The 6,930-nt window shown below is 73.4% G+C and carries 5 protein-coding genes; 2 read left to right on the top strand and 3 right to left on the bottom strand.

What is annotated here, in order from left to right; all coding sequences use genetic code 11:
* Window positions 1-827 (top strand): MFS transporter (locus tag FM119_RS13000; protein WP_143822724.1); only part of this gene is annotated, 827 nt, incomplete at its 5' end.
* 90 nt (window positions 828-917) lie between these two features.
* On the opposite strand, the gene FM119_RS12995 is transcribed toward FM119_RS13000, so the two are convergent.
* Window positions 918-2,225, bottom strand: coding sequence for an ATP-dependent DNA helicase (locus tag FM119_RS12995; protein ID WP_087138588.1), 1,308 nt, complete (start codon window positions 2,223-2,225; stop codon window positions 918-920).
* Window positions 2,226-2,316: 91 nt separating this feature from the next.
* On the opposite strand from FM119_RS12995, the gene FM119_RS12990 reads away from it, so the two are divergent.
* The gene (locus FM119_RS12990; protein ID WP_143822723.1) at window positions 2,317-3,441 is read left to right on the top strand and encodes a hypothetical protein; all 1,125 of its coding nucleotides are present in this window, start codon (window positions 2,317-2,319) and stop codon (window positions 3,439-3,441) included.
* Window positions 3,442-3,450: 9 nt separating this feature from the next.
* Here the strand turns inward: FM119_RS12990 and FM119_RS12985 are convergent, their stop codons facing one another.
* Both FM119_RS12985 and FM119_RS12980 read right to left on the bottom strand, forming a co-directional pair.
* Window positions 3,451-5,424, bottom strand: a complete 1,974-nt coding sequence (locus tag FM119_RS12985; protein WP_087138586.1) for an SDR family NAD(P)-dependent oxidoreductase — start codon at window positions 5,422-5,424, stop codon at window positions 3,451-3,453.
* Window positions 5,403-6,896, bottom strand: a complete 1,494-nt coding sequence (locus tag FM119_RS12980) for an FGGY-family carbohydrate kinase (protein ID WP_087138585.1) — start codon at window positions 6,894-6,896, stop codon at window positions 5,403-5,405. Before FM119_RS12980 ends, FM119_RS12985 begins: the two co-directional genes overlap by 22 nt.
* Window positions 6,897-6,930 lie beyond the last annotated feature (34 nt).

Raw genomic sequence — 6,930 nt, 5'->3', positions numbered from 1 at the left:
TCACCCATCCAGAATCGCGCGTCAATCACGAACCATATGGGAGACACGCCCTAGCCGGACTCCTCGTGGCGACGCTCGGCCCGCCCGTCGCCCTGCTCGGCACCGGCGCAGCCTTCGCGCTCGCAGCGCTCGTGACGCTCGCCGTCCCGGATAGCACCGCGCGCGACGAGGACCATCAACCCGCAGCAGAGGCCACAGCGGAAACGCCGAGCGGCTACTGGAGGCAGTTGCGCGACGGCTTCCGCTTCGTCGCCACCGACCCGCTGCTGCGCCGCTTCCTCGGCCTCATTCTCATTGTGAACATGCTCGATGCGGCCCGCTCGGGGCCGTTGCTCCCGCTGTACAGCACGCAGTACTTGGGCGGTGCGGCGTCGCTCGGCATCATCGTCGCGGTCTTCGGCGGCTGTGCGCTGGCAGGGTCGCTCCTCTTCGGCTTCGTCGCCCACCGTGTCCATCGGCGCAGCACCTTCGTGCTGTGCCTCGCTCTGGTCGCGCTTTCGCTGCTGCCGCCCGCGCTCGGCCTCGGCATGGCCTGGATGGTTGGCGTTTCCGTCATCTCGGGCCTTGCGGCGGGGGCGCTCAATCCGATCATCGGGGCCGTCCGGCTGGAGCGCGTTCCGCCAGCGATGCGCGCCAGGGTCTTCGGACTGCTGACCGCAGGCTCCTGGGCCGGGATGCCGATCGGCGCCCTGCTCGGCGGCACCAGCGCGCAGCTCATCGGCGTGACCGGAACCTTCGCCGTCCTCTTCGGCGTCTATCTGCTCGCCGCGCTCTGGCCGTGCCGCGGAGGCGCCTGGCGCCTCATGGAGAGAGACGGGTCAACGTAACCGCAGGAGTGACCGGGTTTCCCGTGGCGCACACCCGCATACGCCGCGCAGCCCTGAGCGGCACCCCCGAACACCCACGAGCGGAGCCGCTCACTCCCCCGCAGGCTCCCCCGCCTCGAGCAATCCCTGCCTCGCCCCGGCCATGAAGCGCTGCACGTCCGCGTCGACGATGATGTCGCTCGGGCGCAGCGGCCGGGACAGGTACAGCCCGTCCAGGCTGGTCAGCCGGCTGAGCGCCACGTACACCTGCCCGGGGCTGAACGCCCGCGACCCCAGGTCGATGATGGCCTGCTCGTAGCTCTTGCCCTGCGACTTGTGGATCGTGATCGCCCACGCCAGCCGCAGGGGGAACTGCGTGAAGTCGGCGACGATGCCCTTGCGCAGCTCCTTGGTGGAGGCGACGTAGCTGTACCGGTGCTTCTCCCACGTCACCGGCTCCACCTCGACGACGTTCCCGTCGACGTCGACGTGCACGTTCCCGTCGATCTTGACCACCGTGCCGATGGTGCCGTTCACCCAGCGCTGACCGTCGAGGCCCCCTCCGGTGTCGTTGCGCAGGAACATCACCTGCGCGCCGACCTTCAGCTCGAGCGCCTCGTCGGCGGGGTAGGCGCTCTCGCCGAACTCGCCGTTGACCTCGGCCCGGGCCGTCATCGAGCGCCCGGGCAGCCGGGCCAGGCTCTCGCGGTTGATGCGCGTGACGCTGTCGTTGCGCGCCGCCAGGGTGATGGGGCCGTCCTCGGGAGGCGTGCGGGCGCCGGCGTCGTTGAGCGCCTTCGCCACCTCGGCGGTGACCATGCCGTGCCGAACCGACTCGAGCATGTACTTGAACGCGTCGTCGGACTGGCGGTGGATCTGGGTGAGCTCGACGATCTCGAGCGGGGTCTCGCGCCACACCTTCGCGTCGAAGAACCAGAACGAGCGGTAGGTGTCCTCGATGTAGGCCTTCTCGTCGCCGCGGCCGGGCACGGGGGCGAGCTGGTACGGGTCGCCGAAGAGGATCACCTGCACGCCGCCGAACGGCTCCGCACGCCGGGCACGCGCCTGCCGGAGGCTGCGGTCCATCGCGTCCATGAGGTCGGCGTTGACCATGGAGACCTCGTCGATGACCAGGGTGTCGATGGTGTTCAGCAGCTTGCGGACGTTGTCCGGCTGCTCGATCTCGTGGTCGGCGATCAGCCCGACCGGCAGCCGGAACAGCGAGTGGATCGTCTGCCCGCCGACGTTGAGCGCCGCGACGCCCGTCGGCGCCGCGATGACGAGCTGCTTCTCCGTGTGCCAGGAGAGGTGGTTGAGCAGCGTCGACTTGCCCGCGCCCGCGCGACCGGTGATGAACAGGTGGTCTCTCGTGCTCTCGATGCGGTCGAAGACGGCCTGCTGCTGGGCGGTCAGTTTCACTCTGCGGGCTTCCTACGCGGGCGGTTCGGGCGTGACAAGACTACTTCGTCGGGCGGATGCCCCCGCCTGCACCGCCGGATAGGATGACGACGTGAGCGAGCACGGCCCGGATCACGCGGAACCCGGACCCCCCGTCGACCCCGCCACCGGGCCAGGACCGCAGACCCGGATGGGGCGCTCGGCCGCGCCGCAGGGCGCCGCGGCGACACCCGATCCGGTGGCCCTGTCGGCCAGGGCGCGGGTCGCTCTGGTCTGGTCGTGCATCGGCCTGCTGCTGGCGACGGCGGTGGTGGCGGGTGCCGGGTCGCTCTCACGCGAGCTGTACAGCGCCGAGGCGTTCGTCGGTCGGTACCTGGACGCCCTGGCGGACGGCGACGCCGCCGCCGCGCTCGCCCTGCCCGGCGCGCGGCCGGCCGAGGCGCCCAACGTGAGCACGGCGCTGCTGCGCGGCGACGTCCTTCCGGACTATCGCGACGTGGCGGCCCACGACACGGGAGTCGACGCCGAGGGGCGCCACCTCGTCATCGCCAGCGCCACGGTCGACGGGGTCCCGGTGTCGGGGACGCTTCTGGTCGAGCGTGCGGGGACGCGCCTCGGTGTGCTGCCCGAGTGGCGCTTCGCGGCGAGCCCCACGGCGCCGGTCGAGCTGCGCATCGAGCACACCCCCGGCTTCAGCCTGAACGGCCGCGAGCTCGACGTCCGCCAGCTCGGCGTCGAGCGGGCGTTCTCCCACTCCTTCGACGTCGTGCTGTTCGCGCCAGGCCGGTACACGGTCGAGCGCGATGACCCCTACGTCGCCGCGGCGCCGGAGAGCCTGACCGTCGGCGATCCGGGCCGCGCGACCAGTCTCACCCTCGACGCGAACGCCACCCCCGCGTTCACCCAGCTCGTCTCCGACGCCGTCCACCGCAAGCTCGACGAGTGCGCCGCGGAGCACGCGCTGTATCCGCAGGGCTGCCCCTTCGGCTACGACGTGGAGGACCGCATCGAGGGCGAACCGGAGTGGCACATCCGCAGCTACCCGACCGTGCGGCTGGTCCCGGGGGCCGAGGGCTGGGCGCTCGAGCCGACGACGTTCGAGGCGGAGATCACCCTCACCGTTCGGTCGCTGTTCGACGGCTCGGTCAGCACCTCGACGGAGCGGGTGAGCTCCGGCATCGGCGGCGACATCAGCCTCGACGGCGACCGGGCGACGGTGACGCTCCGGGCGGAGTGACCCCGGCCGCTACACGACCCGGTCGTTGCCGCCGTCGACGGTGAGGTGCGCCCCGGTGGTGGCCGTCAGCCCGCCGTCGACGAGGACGCGGACCGCCTCCGCCACCTGGGTGCTGCTCACCTCGACGCCGAGCAGGTTGCGCGTCTTGTACTCCTGGACGCTCATCCCGTACTGCGCCGCCCGCTCGGCGAGCAGCTCCGGCGTCCAGATCCCCGTGTCGAACACGGCGTCCGGCTCGACGAGGTTCACCCGGATCCCGTCGGGCGCCCACTCCAGCGCGGCCACCCTGGCCAGCTGGGCGGCGGCGCTCTTGCTCGCCGAATACGCGGCGGCGCCGGGGCCGGGCGCGGCCACGTTCTTGCTGGAGACCAGCACGACCCTCCCGCCGCGCGGCGCCTGCACGAGCGCGGGGTGCGCGGCGGTGAGGGCGTGCGCCACCGCGGTCGTGTTGACCCGGAGCCCCCGGTCCCACCCCGCGGGGTCGAGCCGGGCGATCGGCGTCGGCTCGGGGAACACCCCGGCGGCGGCCACGAGGACGTCCAGCCCGCCGAAGCCGCGCACCGCCGCCTCCGCGGCGCGGCGCATCACCTCGGGGTCGGACACGTCGCCGACGACGCCGACCCGGTCGACGGCGTCCTCGTCGCGCACGCGGGGGTCGCGGTCGACCGCGACGACGGCGGCGCCCGCACGGCGCAGCTCCGCGGCGATCGCCCTGCCGATGCCCGACGCCGCCCCCGTCACGAGCGCGACCTCCCCCGCCATCGGCGCGGTCGTCCTGCTCGCGGCCAGGCGCGCCTGCTCCAGCTCCCAGTACTCGATCTCGAAGCTCTGGCGCTCGTCGAGCGAGCGGTACTCCCCCGCGGCGTCGGCGGCGTCGATGATGTCGGCCGTGTGCAGCACGATGTCGTGCACGGCGGCGGCGGCCGCGGCGGTCGCCCCCGCGGTCAGCAGCCCCCACTCCGGGTCGAGGACCGCCCGTGGCGCCGGGTCGAGCCGGGCGAGCGGCACGGCCGGGTCGGCGAGGCGGTCGACCGTGGCCAGGTAGCGCTCGGCGTACCCGGCCAGGTCCCTGCCGACCAGGGGCTCCCTCTTGGTCCTGATGACGTGCTCCGGCGTCGCGGTTCCCCGCGACCAGCGCTCGGCTGCGGCGGGGTCCGCCGCGGCCGACGCGGCGCGGGAGGAGCGGGACTGCGCCACGACGAACGGCCGCCCGGCCAGCGCCGACAGCTCCCCCCGGAACGCGGCGAGCTCGCCGATCCCTCCGCCGCGCTCGGCAAGGTCCTCGCCGGTGTCCCCCCACGAGTCCCTCCCGAGCGCGCGTGACGCCCGTCCCACCAGCTCGAGGTGCTCGGCGAGCACGCCCTCGGCGTCGTCCCCCGCCGTGAACAGACCGTGGTTGCGCAGCACCACGGCGCGCACCCGGCCCGACATCAGGCCGTCGTGCTCGGCGACGAGCCGGGCCAGGTCGAACCCCGGCTTGACGTAGGGCAGCACCGCGACGGCGTCGCCGAGCACCCGGGTCACGAGCCCGTCGTCCTCGGCCTGGTCGGTGAGCGCCACGATCGCGTCGGCGTGCGAGTGCAGCACGAAGCGCCCCGGCAGCGCCGCGTGCAGCAGCGCCTCGATGGAGGCGGTCGGCGCGTCGGCCCGCAGCGACGCCTGCCGGAGCTCGTTGACCATCTGGGTGTCGCTCAGCCGCGGGCAGGCCAGCAGCTCGAGCAGCCGCTCGCGCCGCAGCGGGGCGAAGCCGTCCTCGGTGATGGTCGCGAGGTCCCAGCCGCTGCCCTTCACCCAGACCGTCTCCACCGCGGCGCCGGTGACGTCGGTGCTCGTGCCCTTTGCCGAGGTGTTGCCCCCGCCGTGCAGCACCAGCTCCGGATCGCCGCCGAGCCGCCGCGACACCTCGACCAGCTGCGTCCGTGCGTCCTCGTGATCCGTCATCGTCCTGTCCTCCGTCGTCATCATGCGCTCCTCGGCGTCCACACCGACTCCATGGCCGCGAGCACGGCGTCGAAACGCTCGGCCTGCCGCCGGTAGGCAGCCCGCTGGGTGCCCGGTTCGACGACGAGGGCGTCGTCGTGGGACGTCAGCCAGCCGCCGACGTCGTGTCCCGCCCCGCGGGCGGCCAGGGACGCGACCCCGCGGGCGCCGAGCTCCGTCCCCGTCTGACGCCGCACGGGATGCCCGATGACGTCGGCGAAGATCTGTGCCCACACCGGGTTGCGCGCGCCGCCGCCGGCGAGGGTCCACGGCGCGTCGGAGGTGCGGGCACCGCTGCGGCACAGCTTCTCCAGCTGCACGCGGTGGTACTGGGTGATGCCCTCGGCGACGGCGCGCGCCATCTCGGCGTAGCCGTGGTTGTCGCGCAGGCCGAGGAACGTCCCCGACGCGCCCGCGTGGTCGGGGGCCCCGTGCACGAAAGGCAGGAACAGCACGCCGTCGGCGCCGGCGGGCACGGAGGCCGCGGCGGCCATCAGCTGCCGCGGGGTGACGGCGTCGGCCGACAGCGTCGACATGAGCGAGGAGAACCACTCGATGCTCGCCGCCGAGGTGGGCGCCACCTCCTGCGCGAGCATGAGGCGCGGGTCGGGCAGGAAGGCGTTGAGCGTGACCGCCGGCGGCGCCTGGTCGACGGGCACGACGACCGAGTTGATCGCCCACGTGCCGACGATGACCGTCACGTCGCCCTGCTCGAGCGCGCCCGCCCCCATCGGGCTGGCGATGCAGTCCATGCACCCCGCGACGACGGGCAGACCGGCGGACAGACCGGTGGAGGCGGCAGCCTCGGCGGTCACCTCGCCGACGACGGCGTCCGACTCGGCCAGAGGCGGCAGGAGGCCCATCACGCCGCGGTCCACCCCGAGCGCGTCGAACAGCCGCGGCTCGTAGTCGCGCGTCGACAGGGTGAGCAGTCCCTCGCCGGAGGCGTCCGAGACGTCGCCCCCGGGGCGGCCGGTCAGCCGGAGCGTGATCCAGTCCTTGCAGGACAGTGCCCAGCGGGCGCGGGCCAGCGACTCGGGCTCGTTCTCGGCCAGCCAGGCCAGCAGCGGCCCCGGCTGGCCGGCCCAGGGGACGGACCCGGTGAGCGCGTGCAGCTGGGCGACGGCGGCCGGCGAGACCTGGCGGACGATGCGGTCGGCGCGCGTGTCGGTCGAGGCGATCGCCGGTCGGACCGGCTCCAGCCGCTCGTCGACGAGGTACAGTCCGTTGCCGTGCCCCGTCGCCCCGATCCCGGCCGGCCGGTAGCCGTTCGCCGTGAGCCACTCGGCGAGCGGGCGCAGCACGGAGGCGACGACCTCCCACAGGGCCGTCATCGAGATCTCCTGCCGGCTGGAGTCGACGGCCTCCCTGGGGTTGGCGGCGGAGAAGGTGCGCAGCTCCCGCCCCTCGCCGTCGAATGCGGCGGCCTTCGCTGAGGTGAGCCCGACGTCTATGCCGATGTAACACTGCTTCATTGCCTGTGTCCTTAGACTTCGTTGTCCGTATGTG

Origin of the sequence: Mycetocola reblochoni REB411, assembly GCF_900163835.1 — a bacterium.
GTDB classification, from domain to species: domain Bacteria; phylum Actinomycetota; class Actinomycetes; order Actinomycetales; family Microbacteriaceae; genus Mycetocola_B; species Mycetocola_B reblochoni.
Note: the sequence above shows the minus strand (reverse complement) of the source record. Positions and strands in the feature narration are given on the sequence as shown.